The following is a 19,069-nucleotide window of genomic DNA, read 5'->3' as shown; positions in this document are numbered from 1 at the left end:
AAGCGTCGCAAAAATGACAGACTGTCATAAAGCGGGTGGGATCTCGCCGTTCGCCGCAAATAAAAAGGGCTGCCGGATGGCAGCCCTGTCACGATGTAAAAACCGTTATTCCACGGTCACCGATTTCGCCAGGTTACGCGGCTGATCGACGTCAGTTCCTTTGATCAGCGCGACGTGATAAGCCAGCAGCTGCAGCGGTACAGTATAGAAGATTGGCGCGATCACCTCTTCAACGTGCGGCATCTCAATGATGTGCATATTATCGCTGCTGGTGAAACCCGCATCGCCGTCAGCAAAGACGTACAGCTGGCCGCCGCGGGCGCGAACCTCTTCAATGTTAGATTTCAGCTTTTCCAGCAGTTCGTTGTTCGGCGCGACCACAACCACCGGCATTTCTGCATCAATCAGCGCCAGCGGACCGTGCTTCAGCTCGCCAGCGGCATAGGCTTCCGCGTGAATATAGGAGATCTCTTTCAGCTTCAGCGCCCCTTCAAGGGCAATGGGGTACTGATCGCCACGTCCGAGGAACAGCGCGTGATGTTTATCAGAGAAATTCTCAGCCAGCGCCTCAATGCGCTTGTCCTGCGAGAGCACCTGCTCAATGCGGTTCGGCAGCGCCTGCAGGCCATGCACGATATCGTGTTCAATCGCGGCATCCTGGCCCTTAAGACGCGCCAGTTTCGCCACCAGCATCAGCAGAACGGTCAATTGCGTAGTGAAGGCTTTAGTCGAAGCGACGCCGATTTCCGTCCCGGCATTGGTCATCATCGCCAGATCGGACTCCCGCACCAGTGATGAACCCGGCACGTTACAAATCGCCAGCGAGCCCAGATAGCCCAGCTCTTTAGACAGGCGCAGACCTGCGAGGGTGTCCGCCGTTTCACCGGACTGCGAGAGGGTGATCATCAGGCTGTTGCGACGCACGGCCGATTTACGATAGCGGAACTCAGAAGCGATTTCGACATCACACGGCACACCGGCCAGCGATTCAAACCAGTAACGGGAAACCATTCCTGAGTTGTAGGAGGTACCGCAGGCGATGATCTGAATATGCTCAACCTGAGACAGCAGCTCGTTAGCCTGCGGGCCCAGTTCGCTTAAATCAACTTCACCGTGGCTAATGCGCCCGGAGAGGGTATTTTTGATCGCGTTCGGCTGCTCGTAGATCTCTTTCTGCATATAGTGGCGATAGATACCTTTATCGCCTGCATCATACTGCAGACTGGATTCAATATCCGGGCGCAGCACTTCGGCGCCGGATTTATCAAAGATAGTGACCGAACGACGGGTGACTTCCGCAATATCCCCCTCTTCGAGGAAGATAAAGCGGCGGGTAACCGGCAGGAGCGCCAGCTGATCGGAGGCAATGAAGTTTTCTCCCATCCCCAGGCCAATAACCAGCGGGCTGCCCGAACGAGCGGCCAGCAGCGTACCCGGATCGCGGGAATCCATAATCACGGTACCGTAAGCGCCGCGAAGCTGCGGGATAGTCCGCAGAACAGCATCACGCAGGGTGCCGCCTTGTTCCAGCTCCCAGTGAACCAGATGCGCAATAACTTCGGTGTCAGTCTCAGAGGCGAAAACGTAGCCCCGCGACTGCAGCAGCTCGCGCAGCGGCTCATGGTTCTCGATAATTCCGTTATGCACGACCACAATATGGTCAGAAACATGCGGATGCGCGTTGCCTTCAGAGGGTTCGCCGTGCGTCGCCCAGCGGGTATGGGCAATTCCCGTCCCACCGTGCAACGGATGTTCCTCCAACGCCTGGGCCAGCATCTGGACTTTCCCAAGGCGACGAACGCGGTTCATATGACCTTCGTTATCGACGACTGCCAGACCGGCGGAGTCATAACCGCGGTATTCCAGACGACGTAAACCTTCGAGAAGGATTTCAGCAATATCACGCTGCGCGACTGCGCCAACAATTCCACACATAGTTTTTCATTCCGATTTTGGCTGTATGCCATACGTTGTCGGTCAACCTGTTTACCCGTTTTTCCGGGCGCCCCGAGCCTTGTAGAGAGTGGGGTTATTTTTATGGGCACTGCCGTGGGGGGAGGATTATTTTATCCCCTCACCCCGCTCTTTCCCCCAAAAGGGCGAAAGAGAAAAGCGTTACTTCTTCTTCACCGGGCGCTGCCAGCCCTGTTTATGAACCTGCGGCACGCGGCTTAAAACTAACTCATCGTCGGCAACGTTGCGCGTTACCGTCGTTCCTGCAGCAATGGTGACTCCCTTGCCGATGGTCACGGGAGCGACCAGCTGGCTGTCCGAACCAACAAACACGTCATCGCCGATCACCGTTTTATGTTTATTTGCGCCATCATAGTTACAGGTGATGGTGCCGGCGCCGATATTGACGTTATCGCCAATCTCAGCGTCTCCGAGGTAGGAAAGATGCCCGGCTTTCGTGCCTCTCCCCAGACGCGCCTTTTTAATTTCGACAAAGTTGCCGACGTGCGCGCCTTCCAGGAGCTCCGCGCCAGGGCGCAGCCGTGCGAACGGCCCGATAGTACAGGCGGCCTCAAGATGAGCATCTTCCACTACGGTATAAGGACTGATCTCGCAGTCATCGCCAATGGTACTGTTCTTGATCACGCAGCCGGAGCCGATCTTCACCCGATTGCCCAGTACAACATGCCCCTCGAGAATAACGTTAGTATCTATTTCGACATCGCGCCCGTGTTTCAGCACGCCGCGCAGGTCAAAACGCGCCGGATCGCGAAGCATTACGCCTGCGAGCAGAAGTGCCTCCGCCTTTTCAGACTGCCAGACGCGTTCCAGGCGGGATAGCTGCAGCCGGTTATTCACGCCTTCCACTTCGCTTAGGCGCTGAGGATGGACTGCCGCGATTTCGCGACCTTCGGCATAGGCCATGGCGATAATATCGGTAATGTAATATTCGCCCTGCACGTTATTATTGGTCAGCTTAGCCAGCCAGCGTTTGAGATCCGCCCCGTTGGCGACCAGAATTCCGGTATTAATTTCCTGAATCCGACGCTGCTCTTCGCTGGCGTCTTTATGCTCAACAATGCCGGTTACCGCGCCGTTATGGCGCGTAATGCGACCATAGCCGGTCGGATCGTCCAGCTTCACCGTCAGCAAACCGATGCCGCCCTGCGGTTTCGCTTCTCGCAGGCGCTTTAATGTTTCGACGGAAATCAACGGTACATCGCCGTACAGCATGAGGATATCTTCATCATCTTTGAAGAACGGCGCCGCCTGCTGCATGGCGTGGCCGGTACCCAGCTGTTCAGCCTGTAAGATCCAATTTAGCTTATCTTCGTGCAGCGTCTGGCGAAGGAGATCGCCGCCGTGCCCGTAGACCAGATGGACAGCGGAAGCACCTAATTCTTTAGCCGTATCAATGACATGCTGAACCATTGGCTTGCCGGCCAGCGAATGCAGCACCTTGGGAAGATCGGAATACATGCGGGTACCCTTGCCTGCGGCAAGAATCACCACGCTCATCGGACTGTTTGACATACGCATCCTGACTGCTGTGAGAACGAAAAGTAAAAGCCTTTCACGTTGAAATATCTACATATTTTTCATCATGAAACGAGACGGAGATAAAACGCGCAGGCTTCACGCAATACATCATTTTAGGGGGCTATTTTTAGTCAGCGCAAACCCGTTTCGCGCAAAAAAATCATTTTTATGAGGGGGTGGCCAGGCTATCCCTCTGCTTTTGCTGTTTTTTTGGCGGGTAAATAAAGAAAACCCATAAAATAAAACACAGTTTTAATATTCATTAATTGTGACGTAATAAATAGAAACGCCATTTCATTTTCCTGATAATGCCGATTAATAATTACCCAGGAGAAAAGAATGAATAACAAAATACCTTTGGCATTAACCCTTTGCAGTACGATGATCGCGCTACCGCTGCAGGCCAACGAAGGCCCTCAGTGGCGCGCTATCGCCTTCGGGCAATCCACGGACAGCAATTTTTCCTCGAATGTTCTGCCTGAAAAGATTGGCGTCAATGATGTCACTATCGCCGGTAAAAAACTGACGCCGCAGGACGTCGCCGATCTCAGCCAACCCATTACTATTGAAAGCCGGGGAGGTAAAATTGCCAACTCCCACGACGGACTGACCTTCTTTTATACCCAACTTCCGACCAGTCAGAATTTTATCCTGCAGGCAACGGTGACCGTCAATCAGTTTGGCCCGGAAAATGGCGCTCGCCCGGCAGCACAGGAAGGGGCAGGACTGCTGGTGCGCGATGTAATAGGAGTTCCGCGTCAACAGCCGCTGAAGGTCGGTTATGAAGAGTTCCCGGCGGCGTCCAATATGGTGATGAACGCCATTATGACGCAGGATAAAAAAGATCACTCGCATATTAAGCTGCAGGCTATCAGCCGGGAAGGGATAACCCAGCCGTGGGGCAATGCGGGGGCATCAATAAAGCGTCAGAGTTATAAAGAAAAAATCGATATACAGCAAACGCCGACGTTCCAGCTCAGGCTGGAACGCACCAACGACGGGTTTATTACTTCCTGGGCAGCGACGGGCAGTGAAAAATGGGTAAGCCAGCAGGTTCCTCACGCCGATCTGATTGCTCAACAGGATAAAGAACATTACTACGTCGGTTTTTTTGCTTCTCGTAACGCTAAAATCACCGTCAGCAACGCCTCGCTCACCACGTCAGCGGCAAATACTGTTCCCTCTGCGCCGTACATCGCTAAAAGCTGGCCGCCGGTCATGCAAATTGCCTCGGGAACAAAAAGCCAGGACAAAAAGTACATCCTACAGGCGCGTACCAATAGTGACGGGCGCATCACCGTTCGCCAGGATGAAGTGGTGATCGGGCAGGATAAAGCCGTGAAAGCCGGTGAGATGTTTACCCAGCCTGCCGTTCTGAAAGATAAAAGCACGTTCGAAGTTACCTTTACGCCGACCACCAGCGCAAAAACGCTGACCCAGACGCTGACGGTGGAACAGAGTGCCAATATCACAGGCAATACGCTCTATGCTGCACCTGAGGGGCAAGCGCAGGCCAAAGGCACGGCAGAGTCGCCGTTGGATTTAGCCTCCGCCGTCGAGCTCGTACCCGCTGGCGGGGAAATTATATTAGCCGCCGGAGACTACCCGCAAACCGTCATCCCTCTGAGCGCCAGCGGCCTGAAAGACAAAACCAAGACCCTGAAAGCCGCCGGTAAAGCGGTAATACACGGGCTACTGCTGGATGCCAGCTACTGGCATATCGTTGGAGTAGATATTACGGATAAGAGCCTGCGCATACAGGGTAGCCATAACCTGATTGAGAACGTCACCGCTTATCGTAACGATGATACCGGCATTCAAATTTCCTCACCGGCGGATGTAGGACGCCCGCTGTGGGCCAGCTATAACCGGGTGGTGAATTCAGAATCCTTTAGCAACGAAGATCCAGGAAAAATAAACGCCGATGGCTTCGCTGTAAAAATGCGCGTAGGAGAGGGGAACCGGCTGGAAGGCTGTTACTCGCACGATAACATCGACGACGGTTTCGATCTGTTTAATAAGATTGAGGACGGTGCAAACGGCGTTGTGGTGATAGAGAACTCTATTGCCCGCAATAATACCAGCAACGGTTTTAAGCTCGGCGGGGAAGGGCAGCCGGTTGCTCATGAGGTACGTAACAGCATCGCCATCGGGAACCATCTCGACGGTTTCACCGACAACTTCAATCCCGGCAAGCTGGTGGTGGTCAACAACGTCGCGGTGGATAACCAGCGCTTTAACTACCTGTTCCGCCCAAGTCCATACGGCGCGCCGGAAACCCAGGGCACGTTCAGCGAGAACCTTTCCTTACGTAGCCAGCCGGGGAAATATGACGATGCCGTTGTCGGGAATATCGACGATAGCAACTACTTTATCCACGGTGGTAAAAGCATCAACGCTCAAGGAAAAAGCATTAACAGCGCCGATTACCAGACTCTGGCGCTGCCTGACCCGCTAATACGTGAGGCTGACGGCAGCTTCAATACCGGTAACTTCCTCAGCCGTAATTAACCCCGCTATACGTGAAAAACATAAAGGTCGCCCTGGGGCGACCTTTTCACTTTCTGTCTGTTTCACACCGCATGTGTTGTCGTTTTAGTTAGCGGTACAGCGCAAAAACAGCCTGGAAAGTTGACTTCTTAGTGGTTGAACGTACCGAAGGTTACGTTCATAGCACTGAAGAAAGCGACGATTTTATTAAGCAGTTTCATGATCTCTTCCTGGATAGTGATTACGTTTTATGATGCATTTTTTGTGACTCACGTCACAAAACAAAGTCTACGCTGCATTCTCCAAACGATCAACAAAAACGAGACATTCATCACAAATTTTTTAAACCATCTTTTTAGTTTTGTTATTTCTGAAACGAAGCCATAAAAAAAGCCAGCCTGGAAACCAGACTGGCTTTTTAACTTTCAAGCCGGTGTTACATCGCTTTTTTGGTCAACTCGATAACGCGCAGTTTAGCGATCGCTTTGGCCAGTTCCGCGGACGCCTGAGCATAATCCACGTCACCATGAGAGCTCTTAATGTGCTCTTCAGCCTTACGTTTCGCTTCCAGGGCTCGCGCTTCGTCGAGATCCTGGCCACGAATTGCCGTATCAGCCAGAACGGTCGTGCTACCCGGCTGCACTTCAAGAATGCCGCCTGACAGGTAGATAAATTCTTCGTGACCGTGCTGCTTAACGATGCGAATCATACCAGGCTTAATGGCGGTGAGCAGCGGCGCGTGCCCCGGGTAAATACCCAGTTCACCTTCGCTACCCGTTACCTGGATTTTCTCGACCAGACCAGAGAACATTTGTTTCTCTGCGCTGACGACGTCCAGGTGGTAAGTCATTGCCATATCACCCTCCGATTAAGGCGTTAAAGTTTTTTGGCTTTTTCCACGGCTTCGTCGATAGAACCGACCATGTAGAACGCCTGCTCCGGCAGGTGATCGTATTCGCCTTCCATGATGCCTTTAAAGCCACGGATGGTGTCTTTCAGGGAGACGTATTTGCCCGGAGAACCGGTAAATACTTCTGCCACGAAGAACGGCTGGGACAGGAAGCGCTGAATCTTACGTGCGCGAGCTACCACCAGTTTATCTTCTTCAGACAGTTCATCCATACCCAGGATGGCGATAATGTCTTTCAGTTCCTGATAACGCTGCAGGATGGACTGAACGCCACGAGCGGTGTCGTAGTGCTCCTGACCAACAACCAGCGGATCCAGCTGACGGCTGGTGGAGTCCAGCGGGTCAACTGCCGGGTAAATACCCAGAGAAGCGATCTGACGGCTCAGTACCACGGTTGCGTCAAGGTGCGCAAAGGTGGTGGCTGGAGACGGGTCAGTCAAGTCATCCGCAGGTACGTATACCGCCTGTACGGAAGTGATAGAACCCGTTTTGGTGGAAGTGATACGTTCCTGCAGAACGCCCATCTCTTCCGCCAGAGTCGGCTGGTAACCTACCGCTGAAGGCATACGACCCAGCAGTGCGGATACTTCAGTACCGGCCAGGGTGTAACGATAGATGTTATCGACGAACAGCAGAACGTCACGACCTTCGTCACGGAACTTCTCAGCCATGGTCAGGCCGGTCAGCGCAACGCGCAGACGGTTTCCCGGCGGCTCGTTCATCTGGCCATACACCAGGGATACTTTATCGATAACGTTGGAGTCGGTCATTTCGTGGTAGAAGTCGTTACCCTCACGAGTACGTTCACCTACGCCCGCAAACACGGAGTAACCGGAGTGCTCGATCGCGATGTTACGGATCAGCTCCATCATGTTTACGGTTTTACCTACACCCGCACCACCGAACAGACCAACTTTACCGCCCTTCGCAAACGGACACATCAGGTCGATAACTTTGATGCCGGTTTCCAGCAGTTCCTGAGAGTTTGACAACTCTTCGTAGGAAGGCGCTGCGCGGTGAATCGCCCAACGCTCTTCTTCGCCGATGTCGCCTTTCATGTCTACCGGTTGGCCCAGTACGTTCATGATACGACCCAGCGTTGCTTTACCTACCGGGACTTCGATCGGATGCTCGAGGTCTTTGACTTCCAGACCGCGACGCAGACCGTCGGAAGAACCCATGGCGATGGTACGAACAATACCGCCGCCGAGCTGCTGCTGAACTTCCAGCACCAGATTCTCACTACCATTTTGTACCTCAAGAGCCTCGTACACGCGCGGTACGGCATCCTGAGGGAATTCGACGTCGACCACGGCGCCGATTACCTGGACAATTTTTCCAGTAGCCATCTTGAATCCTCTACGAATTAACCTGGTTATACCGCGGATGCTCCACCGACGATCTCGGTGAGTTCCTGAGTAATGCTGGCCTGACGAGCTTTGTTGTATACCAACTGCAGCTCTTTAATCAGGCTGCCGCCATTGTCGGTCGCGGCTTTCATCGCCACCATACGTGCGGCCTGCTCGCTGGCCAGGTTTTCTACCACGCCCTGATAAACCTGAGATTCCACATAACGACGCAGCAGGGTATCCAGCAGCGCTTTCGGATCGGGTTCATACAGGTAATCCCAGGATTTACGCTTCAACTCACCATCTTCTGAAGCCGGTAACGGCAGCAGCTGAGTAATGGTTGGAACCTGAGACATGGTGTTAATAAATTTGTTGCTGACAATATACAGCTTGTCCAGACGGCCTTCATCGTAGGCCTGCAACATCACTTTTACCGGACCGATCAGTTCGGACAGGGATGGGTTATCCCCCATACCCGTCACCTGGGCGACAACATTACCGCTAACGGAATTAAAGAAAGACACGCCCTTCGAGCCGATCATTGCGAGTTCGCACTGAACGCCTTTATCGGACCATGCTTTCATTTCCGCCAGCAGCTTTTTGAACAGGTTAATGTTCAAGCCACCACACAGACCACGGTCGGTAGACACCACCAGGTAGCCCACGCGTTTAACGTCGCGTTCTTCCAGGTAAGGGTGCTTATATTCCAGATTACCGTTCGCAAGGTGACCGATCACTTTGCGCATTGTATCTGCATAAGGACGGCTGGCTGCCATGCGCTCCTGCGATTTACGCATTTTGGAAGCGGCGACCATTTCCATCGCTTTAGTGATCTTTTGCGTGTTCTGGACGCTTGCGATCTTACTACGTATCTCTTTTGCGCCGGCCATGAGCTTCTCCTCAATGCCTTGCGGCCTGCCCTAAAGCAAGCCGCCAGACTTTACCAGGATTGGGTTGCTTTGAAGGAATCGAGGATGCCTTTCAGCTTGCCTTCGATTTCGTCGTTATAGCCACCGGACTGGTTGATCTCTTGCATCAACGGAGCGTGATCACGGTCGACGTAAGCCAGCAGAGCGGCTTCAAAGCTACCGATTTTCGCCAGCTCTACATCCGCCAGATAACCACGTTCTGCCGCGAACAGAACCAGAGACTGCTGCGCAACGGACATCGGCGCATACTGTTTCTGTTTCAGCAGTTCAGTTACTTTCTGACCGTGGTCCAGCTGCTTACGGGTTGCATCGTCAAGGTCAGAAGCAAACTGCGAGAACGCCGCCAGTTCGCGATACTGTGCCAGCGCGGTACGAATACCACCGGACAGTTTCTTCATGATCTTGGTCTGAGCTGCACCACCAACACGGGATACGGAGATACCCGGGTTAACCGCAGGACGAATACCGGAGTTGAACAGGTTGGTTTCCAGGAAGATCTGACCATCGGTAATAGAAATTACGTTGGTCGGAACGAACGCAGAAACGTCACCCGCCTGGGTTTCGATAATCGGCAGAGCGGTCAGAGAACCGGTTTTACCTTTCACTTCACCTTTGGTGAAAGCTTCAACGTATTCGACGTTAACACGTGCAGCACGCTCCAGCAGACGAGAGTGGAGGTAGAATACGTCGCCCGGGAATGCTTCACGTCCAGGTGGACGGCGGAGCAGCAGGGAAATCTGACGGTAAGCAACGGCCTGTTTAGACAGGTCATCATAAATGATCAGCGCATCTTCACCGCGGTCGCGGAAGTATTCACCCATTGCGCAACCGGCATACGGAGCCAGGTATTGCAGCGCGGCGGATTCAGATGCGGTTGCAACCACAACGATGGTGTTAGACAGCGCGCCGTGTTCTTCCAGTTTACGCACCACGTTAGAAATGGTGGACGCTTTCTGGCCGATTGCCACGTAGACGCACTTGATGCCGGAATCACGCTGGTTGATGATGGCGTCGATTGCCAGAGCGGTTTTACCGGTCTGACGGTCGCCGATGATCAGTTCACGCTGACCACGACCGATTGGGATCATGGCATCAACGGATTTATAACCGGTCTGCACCGGCTGATCGACGGACTGACGTTCGATTACGCCCGGAGCGATAGCTTCAACGGCAGAGAAGCCGTCGTGCTCCAGCGGGCCTTTACCATCAATCGGTGCACCCAGGGTGTTAACCACACGTCCCAGCAGGCCGCGGCCAACCGGAACTTCAAGGATACGGCCAGTACATTTAACCTTCATGCCTTCGGCGAGGTCAGCATACGGACCCATCACAACCGCACCAACGGAGTCGCGCTCCAGGTTCAGTGCGATAGCGTAACGGTTACCCGGCAGAGCGATCATCTCACCCTGCATACAATCGGCCAGGCCGTGAATGCGGATAACACCGTCACTTACAGAAACGATAGTACCTTCGTTATGAGCCTCGCTCACAACATTGAACTGAGCAATGCGCTGCTTGATCAGTTCGCTGATTTCGGTGGAATTCAGTTGCATGCTCCAGTCCCCTTAAGACTGCAAGACGTCTGCAAGGCGTTCAAGACGGCCGCGTACGCTGCCATCAATGACCATATCACCCGCACGGATGATAACGCCTGCCATTACAGACTTATCGATTTTGCAATTCAGCTTAACTTTGCGTGACAGACGTTTTTCCATCGCGCTGGTGATTTTCGCAAGCTGTTCTTCGCTCATCTGAGCGGCAGAAATAACTTCTACCTCTGCGGTTGCCTCACTGGCAGCGCGCAGGTGAATGAACTGCTCAAGAACATCAGGGAGCGCATTCAGACGACCATTTCCAGCCATTACCCGAATCAGGTTTTGACCGTTTTCGTCCAGTTGCTCACCACAAACCGCGATAAACGCATCAGAGAGCGATTCCGGCGCCAGCGCGCCAGAGAGTAGCTCTGCCATTTGTTCGTTTTTAGTCACTTCAGCGGCAAACGCCAGCATATCCTGCCAGCGCTCTACGCTTTGGTGTTCGACGGCAAAGTCAAAAGCTGCTTTGGCGTAGGGGCGAGCTACCGTTACAAATTCAGACATCAGCCCCTCCCTCCTTACAGTTCAGCGACAAGTTTATCCACGATGTCGCTGTTAGCAGCTTCATCCACGGAACGTTCGATGATCTTCTCGGCGCCAGCAACAGCCAGGATAGCGACCTGCTTACGCAGCTCCTCGCGAGCACGTTTACGTTCGGCATCGATTTCAGCCTGCGCCTGTGCGACGATTTTAGTGCGTTCCTGTTCTGCTTCAGCTTTGGCTTCGTCCAGAATCTGAGAGCGACGCTTGTTCGCCTGCTCGATGATTACCTGGGCTTCCGCTTTCGCTTTTTTCAGCTGGTCGGTCGCGTTGGCCTGTGCAAGGTCCAAATCTTTCTTAGCGCGTTCTGCAGAAGCTAAACCGTCAGAAATTTCTTTCTGGCGCTTTTCGATGGCAGCCATTAACGGCGGCCATACATACTTCATGCAGAACCATACGAAGATAACAAACGCGATGGCCTGGCCGAGGATTGTTGCGTTCATGTTCACAGCACAATACCTCTTAAAAAATAACTCTGTGGCTTAGGTTTCTTTCGAACAACTTACTACGCGACGGCGAACATCACGTACAGACCCAGACCTACAGCGATCATCGGGATAGCATCCACCAGACCCATAACGATAAAGAACTGAGTACGCAGCAGAGGAATCAGATCCGGTTGACGCGCTGCGCCTTCCAGGAATTTACCCCCGAGGATGCCGATACCGATCGCAGCACCGATTGCCGCCAGACCCATCATCACAGCGGCAGCCATGTACAGCAGATCCATATTCAGGTTTTCCATGACAGTCTCCAGTTTGTTTCAGTTAAAACGTAGTATGTTGGTAAAAAATCAATGCTCTTCAGATGCCATCGACAGATAGACGATCGTCAGAACCATGAAGATGAAGGCTTGCAGCGTAATAATCAGGATGTGGAAAATGGCCCACGGCACATTCAGAACCCACTGTGACCACCACGGCAACAGACCAGCAATCAGAATGAAAATCAGCTCACCGGCATACATGTTGCCGAACAGTCGCAGACCCAGAGATACAGGTTTAGACAGCAGGCTTACCCCTTCAAGGATTAAGTTGACAGGAATGAACGCCCAGTGATTGAACGGCTGCAGGGTCAGTTCTTTAACGAACCCGCCCACGCCTTTCATTTTGATGCTGTAGAAAAGAATCAGGATAAACACGCCAAGCGCCATCGACAGGGTGATGTTGACGTCCGCAGACGGAACCACGCGCAGTGCTGGCAGGCCGAAAATGTGTTCACCGATGTATGGCAACAGGTCGATAGGCAGCAGGTCCATCAGGTTCATCAGGAATACCCAAACGAACACGGTGAGGGCCAGCGGAGCGATAACCTTGCTCTTGCCGTGGTACATGTCTTTAACGCTGCCATGGACGAAGCCGATGATCATCTCGATAAAGGTCTGGAATTTTCCCGGTACGCCGCTGGTCGCCTTTTTGGCTACGCTACGGAACATAAGCAGGAACAACAGACCAAGCACCACCGAGAAGAACATGGAGTCAATGTTGAGCGTCCAGAAGGTGGCCGGGGGGTTATGCGGATCCACCAGCGAGAAAGTACGCAGGTCCAGCTGAAGGTTATTCAGATGGTGTCCTATGTATTCCTGCGGCGTCATATTTTCTGAAGCCATGATGCCTTTTACCCTTTGTTGTTAATTACAGCTGGCGCCAGAACTTGTACCACCAGCACCAAAACCCACGTCACTATCAGCGGCAAAAACACCACTTTGAAAACCGCCAGCGCCACCGCCAGAAGGGCGAAGGTCAACAACACCTTGAAAGCTTCGCCGAGAGCGAAGGTCCAGGCCACTCGGCCTTTAGCAGGTGTATGCGCCTGATGACGCCAGGCAAAAATCATAAAAATCATATTTGGCAAAAGAACCGCCAAACCTCCGCTAACGGCGGAGATGCCCCAGAAAGGGTCTTTGAGGCTGAACAGCAGTCCACTTGCTATTACCGCCAGTAACTGAATAAACAGAAGCTTACGAGCAACGTTTCGACTCAAGAGCGACACTGACATCACGTATTTACTCCTGCTCCCTTCGAGGTATGTCGCGTGTCGTATAAAACGTCCTTTAAGACGAAGAGTCAAGCATCAAAAAGCGGACAAATTATACGGTGACGCCCCGTGATTTCAAACAATAAGTAGCAAAATAGTGAATAAATGTTTAATTATTTTCCGACTGACAACTTTTCATGCATTTCACCAATCTGTGAGCCGTCATGCAAAACTGCAAATACCGCGAAAACACGGCTATTAAAGCGTGCATCAGATCACATAATAAACATTTTTCGTGAAATCGAATTAATTCTGTACATAAAACTCAATTTTTTATCCAATTGATATTCAACATAAAAAGTGGGTGTTCTTTCTAAAACAATCCCATATACAATAAAAACCTTTTATTGACATTCATAATAAAAATTTAACATCAGTATGAAGTGCAAGCAGCGAGATTTTTAGCGTACTGATATTTTCAATGTTGACTATTCTCCTGGTAAAGCAACAGCGCAAAGTTAACCGAAAGAAAAACCATGGTAAAGACAAGGTTAAATCTTGTCCGATACTACCCTGCCGTGACTTTTATTTTTGTAACATGCACAACCCGGCTTTTTTTCACATTTTTTGATAAAAATTAAATCATTTTTGGCTGGATCACCACAAGGTGACGCTCACCATCCAGCTGAGGAACATGCAGTTCGAAAACATCACTAATGGCAAACCCTTCCGGAAGATTGGCCATTTCATCTTCTTGCGCTAACCCTTTGAGCGCATAGAAGTGACCGTCCTGCGCCGGTAAATGATGGCACCAGCTCACCATATCATTCAGCGACGCAAAAGCGCGGCTGATCACGCCATCAAACGGCGGTTCAGCCGGAAACGTTTCCACGCGGCTTTGTACCGGCGTGATGTTATCCAGTTTTAACTCATGCTGGACCTGTCGCAGGAAACGTACTCGTTTACCGAGGCTATCCAGCAGGGTGAAATGAGATTCAGGGCGTACGATAGCCAGCGGGATCCCCGGCAGACCCGGTCCGGTACCCACATCGATAAAACGCGTTCCTTTAAGGTATGGCGCAACAACAATGCTATCGAGAATGTGGCGTACCAGCATCTCATCCGGATCGCGAACCGAGGTCAGGTTATAGGCCTTATTCCACTTATCCAGCATGCCTACATAGGCGACCAGCTGATTTTTCTGGTGATCGGTAAGTGAAATACCCGCTTCATCAAGCAGACGAGAAAGTTTGTTGATCACGTTCGGTACCTGTTTAAAAACAATGAGCCCGGAGGCGACGCGCTTACCGGGCTGGATATAAACCAGGCGGATATCTTATGCGCTATCCGCCAAATGTATCGTTCAGGGAAAGTCAGGCGCTACGGCGCAGCATTCCCTGCTTTTTCAACCACACCAGCAAAATCGAGATTGCCGCAGGCGTAATGCCGGAAATACGCGATGCTTGCCCTATTGAAGACGGCTTGTGGTCGTTCAACTTAGCAATGACTTCGTTCGACAGCCCATTCACCTGGCGATAATCAAGCGTGGCAGGCAGCAACGTGTTTTCATTGCGCTGCTGTTTCTCAATCTCATCCTGCTGGCGCGCGATGTAGCCTTCGTATTTTACCTGAATTTCGACCTGTTCCGCGGCCTGCTTGTCTTCAAGACCCGGCGAGAATGGCGACATCTTCACCAGCTGTTCGTAGGTCATTTCCGGACGACGGAGCAAATCTTCACCGTTAGCTTCGCGAGACAAAGGCGCCGTCAGCTGTGCATTAACTTCAGCGGCGCTTTCCGCCAGCGGATTTACCCAGCTGGATTTCAGGCGCTGACGTTCACGTTCAATACTCTCAAGCTTCTCGTTGAAACGCGCCCAGCGTTCATCATCTACCAGACCCAGTTCACGGCCTTGCTCAGTCAGGCGCAGATCGGCGTTGTCTTCACGCAGCATCAGGCGGTATTCCGCACGTGAAGTAAACATGCGGTACGGCTCTTTGGTACCGAGCGTACAGAGATCGTCCACCAGGACACCAAGGTAGGCCTGGGAGCGACCCGGCGCCCATCCCTCTTTCTCGGCAGAGAAGCGGGCTGCGTTCAGGCCTGCCAGCAGGCCCTGAGCGGCCGCTTCTTCATAACCGGTAGTGCCGTTAATCTGGCCCGCAAAGAACAGGCCATGGATAAATTTACTTTCCAGCGTTGGTTTCAGGTCACGCGGATCGAAGAAATCGTACTCGATAGCGTAGCCGGGGCGAACGATTTTTGCATTTTCCATCCCCTGCATTGAGCGGACAATTTGCATCTGGACATCAAACGGCAGGCTGGTGGAGATGCCATTTGGATAAATTTCGTTCGACGTCAGTCCTTCCGGCTCGAGGAAGATCTGATGCTGATTGCGATCGGCAAAACGCATCACCTTGTCTTCGATCGAAGGACAGTAGCGAGGGCCGATCCCTTCAATCACGCCGGCATACATCGGGCTACGATCGAGGTTATTGCGGATCACGTCGTGGGTTTTCTCGTTGGTATGCGTGACATAGCACGGTACCTGACGCGGGTGCTGGGAAGCATTCCCCATAAACGAGAAAACCGGCATTGGATCGTCGCCGTGCTGCTGAGCCAGAACGCTGAAATCAATGGTCCGCGCATCAATACGCGGTGGGGTACCGGTTTTCAGGCGGCTGACGCGTAGCGGCAGTTCACGTAAACGGCGAGACAGCGGGATCGACGGAGGATCGCCTGCGCGACCGCCGCTGTAGTTATCGAGTCCGATATGGATCTTACCGTCGAGGAATGTCCCTACGGTCAGCACTACCGCTTTGGCGCGGAATTTAAGCCCCATCTGGGTAACAGCACCCACCACGCGATCGTTCTCAACAATCAGATCTTCAACGGCCTGCTGGAAGATCATCAAATTAGGCTGATTCTCCAGGGCCGTGCGTACGGCTTGCCGATAAAGCACGCGATCGGCCTGAGCGCGAGTCGCCCGTACGGCTGGGCCTTTGCTGGCGTTTAGTATCCTAAACTGGATACCGGCATGGTCAATGGCCTTCGCCATCAGGCCGCCAAGCGCATCCACTTCTTTTACCAGGTGTCCTTTCCCAATGCCGCCAATCGCCGGGTTGCAGCTCATTTGCCCCAGCGTGTCGATATTGTGTGTCAAAAGCAGAGTCTGTTGACCCATTCGCGCTGCGGCCATTGCGGCCTCAGTGCCTGCATGACCCCCGCCAATGATGATGACGTCAAAAGGATCCTGATAAAACATGGTGGTATGCCTCGCATAAAGCGGTTTGAAAATGGATTGAAGCCCGGGCCGTGGATTCTACTCAACTTTCGCCTTTCGAGAAAGCGCCGGGATCCTGAGTATTAAAAAGAAGATCTTTTATTTAGAGATCTGTTTTATTGTGATCTCTTATTAGGATCGGCTTGTCTTGTGGATAAGTCGGATCCACGATTTAAGATCAATCGTTTAAGAAGGATCGCTTTCTGTGAATGATCGGTGATCCTGGTCCGTATAAGCTGGGATCAAAATGAAGGGTTATACACAGCACAAAAATCAGTCTGCGGTTATACTTTGGATAACTACCGGTTGATCCAAGCTTTTAAGCATAGTTATCCACAGAAGAAAGTATGATCTTTACAATTCTCAGAGCAATTTTTGCCAGGATCCCAGCCAGACCTCAGCCGGATCTTCCGGAATTTCATGTTCGAGGACGTTAATTTTTAGCGTTTCGCCAATCTGTTTTGCCCCGCAGGCCTTCAGCGCCGACTCCAGCTTATCAATCGCTCCGCAGAAGGTGTCATATTCACGACTACCGATACCGACTGCGCCAAAATGGACCGCAGAAAGGTCGATCTGCTTTTCCTGAAGCGCTTCATAAAAAGGCAGCAGGTTATCGGGAATGTCGCCGGCGCCATGAGTAGAAGAGATAACCAGCCAGATCCCTTCCGCCTGTAGATCGTCAATCAGCGGGCCGTGCTGAATAGTCGTGCTGTGACCAGCCTCTTCCAGCTTTTCCGCCAGATGTTCTGACACATATTCTGCGCTACCCAGCGTACTGCCGCTGATAAGAGTTATCTCTGCCATGATCGCCCGCTCCACTTTTCCAGAGTGGCGTATTGTACGCTGTGAGCGAGCTGGGATCTACCTGTGGAAAAATGTGGGATTAAATAGTCCGTTCACGGGCGGATGGTACGCATGATCGGGTTTTGCAGCACGATGAGCGTTTCGGTGGACTGAATTTCATCAATTGTTTGGATCTTGTTGATAAGTACATGCTGGAGCGCATCGATCGATCGGCACATGACTTTTATAAAGATACTGTAGTGCCCGGTGGTGTAATACGCTTCGGTAACCTCATCCAGACTGTTTAACCTCGCCAGCGCCGAGGGATAGTCTTTGGCGCTTTTCAGAATGATGCCGATAAAACATCCCACATCGTAGCCCAGCTGCTTTGGGCTCACGTCAATGCGTGCGCCAGTGATAATTCCGGCCTGCTTCATCTTCTCCACGCGAACGTGAATGGTTCCCGGACTGACGCCAAACTGTTTTGCCAGTTCAGCATAAGCGGTGCGCGCGTTGGCCATTAAGGCCTCAAGGATGCCGCGGTCCAGATTGTCGATCTGATAATTTTCCATAGGTTTTTCTTATGAAGTTTGACGAATCTTTCTATTTTAGCCTCAAATTTTAATGAATCAAAATCGATGCAGGCTTTTTGTTGTGGGATTATTGAATTGCAGCGCTGTTTTGTTGCTTAATCAATGGCAACAGGACGCAGGAGTTATAAAAAATGAAAACCGCATACATCGCAAAACAACGCCAGATTAGTTTCGTTAAGTCACACTTTTCCCGTCAGCTTGAAGAGAAGCTCGGCCTGATTGAAGTTCAGGCGCCGATCTTAAGCCGCGTGGGCGATGGAACTCAGGATAACCTTTCTGGTTGCGAAAAAGCGGTTCAGGTTAAAGTGAAAACACTGCCAGACGCCCAGTTCGAAGTGGTTCATTCACTGGCGAAGTGGAAGCGTCAAACCCTGGGACAACACGACTTCAGCGCGGGCGAAGGGCTGTACACGCACATGAAGGCCCTTCGCCCCGATGAAGACCGATTAACGCCCATCCATTCCGTTTACGTTGACCAGTGGGACTGGGAGCGCGTAATGGGTGACGGAGAACGCCACTGCGGAACGCTGAAATCGACCGTTGAAGCGATCTATGCCGGGATCAAAGCTACCGAAGACGCCGTCAGTAAAGAATTTGGCCTCAAGCCGTTTTTGCCGGAGACGATCCAGTTTGTTCATAGCGAGGAGCTTTTAAGCCGCTATCCGGATCTTGATGCCAAAGGTCGTGAACGGGCGATTGCTAAAGAGCTGGGGGCGGTATTCCTGATCGGTATCGGCGGCAAGCTTTCCGATGGTCAGCGCCACGACGTTCGCGCGCCGGATTATGATGACTGGAGCACGCCGGCTGCTGAAGGCTATGCCGGTCTGAACGGCGATATTCTGGTATGGAACCCGGTTCTGGAAGATGCCTTCGAGCTCTCTTCAATGGGGATCCGCGTGGATGCCGAAGCGCTGAAGCGCCAGCTTGCGATTACCGGTGATGAAGATCGCCTGAAGCTGGAATGGCACCAGGCGCTGCTGCGCGGAGAGATGCCGCAGACTATCGGCGGCGGCATTGGTCAGTCTCGTCTGACGATGCTGCTCCTGCAGCTTGACCATATCGGCCAGGTACAGTGCGGCGTATGGCCGACACAGGTTCGTCAAAGCGTTGCCGCTCTTCTTTAATGCGTG

The 19,069-nt window shown here is 52.3% G+C and carries 17 protein-coding genes; 2 read left to right on the top strand and 15 right to left on the bottom strand.

The annotated features are described in order from the left end of the window. Positions 1-105 precede the first annotated feature (105 nt). Both glmS and glmU read right to left on the bottom strand, forming a co-directional pair. Complete coding sequence (glmS, locus tag ABLV12_RS11605; protein WP_004107265.1) at positions 106-1,935, bottom strand: glutamine--fructose-6-phosphate transaminase (isomerizing); 1,830 nt, start codon at positions 1,933-1,935, stop codon at positions 106-108. Positions 1,936-2,115: 180 nt separating this feature from the next. Beyond that, positions 2,116-3,486 carry a bifunctional UDP-N-acetylglucosamine diphosphorylase/glucosamine-1-phosphate N-acetyltransferase GlmU gene (glmU, locus tag ABLV12_RS11600; protein ID WP_032729177.1) on the bottom strand — a complete coding sequence of 457 codons (1,371 nt, stop codon included), beginning with the start codon at positions 3,484-3,486 and terminating at the stop codon, positions 2,116-2,118. Positions 3,487-3,831: 345 nt separating this feature from the next. Between glmU and ABLV12_RS11595 the strand changes: the two genes are divergently transcribed. After that, the gene (locus ABLV12_RS11595) at positions 3,832-6,003 is read left to right on the top strand and encodes a right-handed parallel beta-helix repeat-containing protein (RefSeq protein WP_004107271.1); all 2,172 of its coding nucleotides are present in this window, start codon (positions 3,832-3,834) and stop codon (positions 6,001-6,003) included. Positions 6,004-6,418: 415 nt separating this feature from the next. Here ABLV12_RS11595 and ABLV12_RS11590 read toward each other — a convergent pair whose 3' ends face one another. The 13 genes from ABLV12_RS11590 to asnC form a co-directional block, all read right to left on the bottom strand. Then, a complete protein-coding gene (locus tag ABLV12_RS11590) occupies positions 6,419-6,838 on the bottom strand; it encodes a F0F1 ATP synthase subunit epsilon (protein ID WP_004107274.1) in 420 nt (139 codons plus the stop codon). Between the two features lie 20 nt (positions 6,839-6,858). After that, complete coding sequence (gene atpD / locus ABLV12_RS11585) at positions 6,859-8,241, bottom strand: F0F1 ATP synthase subunit beta (RefSeq protein WP_004107276.1); 1,383 nt, start codon at positions 8,239-8,241, stop codon at positions 6,859-6,861. A gap of 26 nt (positions 8,242-8,267) precedes the next feature. Beyond that, positions 8,268-9,131, bottom strand: a complete 864-nt coding sequence (gene atpG / locus ABLV12_RS11580; protein WP_004107278.1) for a F0F1 ATP synthase subunit gamma — start codon at positions 9,129-9,131, stop codon at positions 8,268-8,270. A gap of 50 nt (positions 9,132-9,181) precedes the next feature. After that, positions 9,182-10,723, bottom strand: coding sequence for a F0F1 ATP synthase subunit alpha (gene atpA / locus ABLV12_RS11575; RefSeq protein WP_004107281.1), 1,542 nt, complete (start codon positions 10,721-10,723; stop codon positions 9,182-9,184). A 12-nt stretch (positions 10,724-10,735) separates the two neighbouring features. Continuing rightward, positions 10,736-11,269: a F0F1 ATP synthase subunit delta gene (gene atpH, locus ABLV12_RS11570; protein WP_348867049.1), complete on the bottom strand. Its 534-nt coding sequence runs from the start codon at positions 11,267-11,269 to the stop codon at positions 10,736-10,738. Between the two features lie 14 nt (positions 11,270-11,283). After that, positions 11,284-11,754: a F0F1 ATP synthase subunit B gene (atpF, locus tag ABLV12_RS11565; protein WP_004107293.1), complete on the bottom strand. Its 471-nt coding sequence runs from the start codon at positions 11,752-11,754 to the stop codon at positions 11,284-11,286. Between the two features lie 56 nt (positions 11,755-11,810). Then, positions 11,811-12,050 (bottom strand): F0F1 ATP synthase subunit C, encoded by a 240-nt coding sequence (gene atpE / locus ABLV12_RS11560; protein ID WP_000429386.1) that lies wholly within the window; start codon positions 12,048-12,050, stop codon positions 11,811-11,813. A 48-nt stretch (positions 12,051-12,098) separates the two neighbouring features. Next, a complete protein-coding gene (gene atpB, locus ABLV12_RS11555; protein WP_004107295.1) occupies positions 12,099-12,914 on the bottom strand; it encodes a F0F1 ATP synthase subunit A in 816 nt (271 codons plus the stop codon). Between the two features lie 8 nt (positions 12,915-12,922). Then, positions 12,923-13,303: a F0F1 ATP synthase subunit I gene (atpI, locus tag ABLV12_RS11550; protein ID WP_004107297.1), complete on the bottom strand. Its 381-nt coding sequence runs from the start codon at positions 13,301-13,303 to the stop codon at positions 12,923-12,925. Positions 13,304-13,919: 616 nt separating this feature from the next. Continuing rightward, positions 13,920-14,543 carry a 16S rRNA (guanine(527)-N(7))-methyltransferase RsmG gene (gene rsmG, locus ABLV12_RS11545; RefSeq protein ID WP_004116746.1) on the bottom strand — a complete coding sequence of 208 codons (624 nt, stop codon included), beginning with the start codon at positions 14,541-14,543 and terminating at the stop codon, positions 13,920-13,922. Between the two features lie 112 nt (positions 14,544-14,655). Next, complete coding sequence (mnmG, locus tag ABLV12_RS11540) at positions 14,656-16,545, bottom strand: tRNA uridine-5-carboxymethylaminomethyl(34) synthesis enzyme MnmG (protein ID WP_004116749.1); 1,890 nt, start codon at positions 16,543-16,545, stop codon at positions 14,656-14,658. 381 nt (positions 16,546-16,926) lie between these two features. Next, positions 16,927-17,367 (bottom strand): FMN-binding protein MioC, encoded by a 441-nt coding sequence (mioC, locus tag ABLV12_RS11535; protein WP_004107304.1) that lies wholly within the window; start codon positions 17,365-17,367, stop codon positions 16,927-16,929. Positions 17,368-17,459: 92 nt separating this feature from the next. Next, complete coding sequence (gene asnC, locus ABLV12_RS11530; protein WP_004107306.1) at positions 17,460-17,918, bottom strand: transcriptional regulator AsnC; 459 nt, start codon at positions 17,916-17,918, stop codon at positions 17,460-17,462. A 152-nt stretch (positions 17,919-18,070) separates the two neighbouring features. Here asnC and asnA point away from each other — a divergent pair, with 152 nt between their 5' ends. Next, positions 18,071-19,063: an aspartate--ammonia ligase gene (gene asnA, locus ABLV12_RS11525; protein ID WP_004107308.1), complete on the top strand. Its 993-nt coding sequence runs from the start codon at positions 18,071-18,073 to the stop codon at positions 19,061-19,063. Positions 19,064-19,069: the final 6 nt, after the last annotated feature.

It is taken from the genome of Klebsiella sp. CN_Kp100 (genome assembly GCF_040065315.1).
GTDB classification, from domain to species: Bacteria; Pseudomonadota; Gammaproteobacteria; order Enterobacterales; family Enterobacteriaceae; genus Klebsiella; species Klebsiella oxytoca.
Note: the sequence above shows the minus strand (reverse complement) of the source record. Positions and strands in the feature narration are given on the sequence as shown.